We start from the raw sequence: 1,317 nt of genomic DNA on the forward strand, positions 1-1,317 counted from the left end.
TTGGATGACGAGATCAGCGCCGAGATGTCCTTGGCCGCCTCGCCCGAGCGCTGGGCGAGTGTGCGCACTTCCGAGGCCACGACCGCGAAGCCCTTGCCGGCATCGCCGGCGCGGGCCGCTTCCACCGCCGCGTTCAGCGCCAGCAGATTGGTCTGGAAGGCGATGTCGTCGATCACCCGGATGATGTCGGAGATCTTGGTCGAGGCGTCCTCGATCCGGGCCATGGCATCGACCGCCTTGCCGGCGATGGCGCCGCCGGCCTGCGCCGCCCTCATCGCCTCGTCGGCGATCGCGGCCGCGTCGCGGGAGGCCTGGGCCGAGGCCTTGACGGAGGCCGCGAGCTCTTCCGTGGTCGCCGCGGTTTCTTCCAGCGACGAGGCCTGCTCCTCGGTGCGCTTCGACAGGTCGTCGGCACCCGTGTTGATCTCGCGCGCAGCCAGCCCGACGTCGGAGGACGTGATCTGGATCGTCTTCACCGTCGAGGACAGCCGTTCGACCGTCTCGTTGATCGCGCCCTTGAGTTCGGCGAACTTGCCGCGATAGGCGGCATCGACGCGCACCGTCAGATCCCCGCTGGCGACCGCCGAGAGCGTGCGGGCAAATTCGCTGGTGGCGGAATCGACCACCGCGTTGATCTCGTTGATCCCGGCGACGAGCTTCTGCATCTGCTCGTCCGCCTGGTCGATCTGCAGTCGCGCCGAGAAATCGCCGGCCGCCGCCGCCGCCACGACCTCGCCGACATCCGACACGACCGCTTCCATCGACTGGGCGCGGGCGAGACGTGCCGCCGCCGCGGCGTGTTCCTGCTGCTCGAGTGCGCGGATCCGCTGGATATTGGCCTGGAAATCGCCGAGCGCATGGCTGATCGCATCGACCTCCACCATGCCGACCTTGGCGGGAATCCGGGCATCCTCGGCCCCCGACAGCATCAGGCCGACGGAGTCGGCGAGCTTGCCGAGCGGCTGGACCACGCCACGGTTGAACAGGAACACCACGGCGACGACGATCGCCGTGACGGCGAGGATCGCGAGGAGCGAGAGGGCCAGCTGCCAGCGGGCGATCGTCAGCACGCCGTCGATCTCGATCGTAGCCTGCTGATAGGCCGCGTCGCGCATCTGCAGGATCGTCGCCAGCGACGCCTGGGTCCAGGCCCGCCAATCGGCGAGGCTCATGCCGGCGGGGGTGCCGTCGCGGGCGGCCTCGTAAAGGGCGCGATAGGTCTTCGCTTCCTCGTCGCGGAAGCCGGTCTGGACGGTCGACAGCGCCGCCTTGAGCTGCGGCGTCACCTCCATCTGGGCGACGGCCTGGTCGATCAGG

1 protein-coding gene is annotated in these 1,317 nt (G+C 69.2%); it reads right to left on the reverse strand.

All coding sequences use genetic code 11. The features are described from left to right. Positions 1-1,317, reverse strand: a 1,317-nt coding sequence (locus tag Q8M82_RS02420) for a methyl-accepting chemotaxis protein (RefSeq protein ID WP_305689787.1), incomplete at both ends; no start/stop codon positions are given.

It is taken from the genome of Allobosea sp., from assembly GCF_030694325.1.
Classification (GTDB): Bacteria; Pseudomonadota; Alphaproteobacteria; order Rhizobiales; family Beijerinckiaceae; genus Allobosea.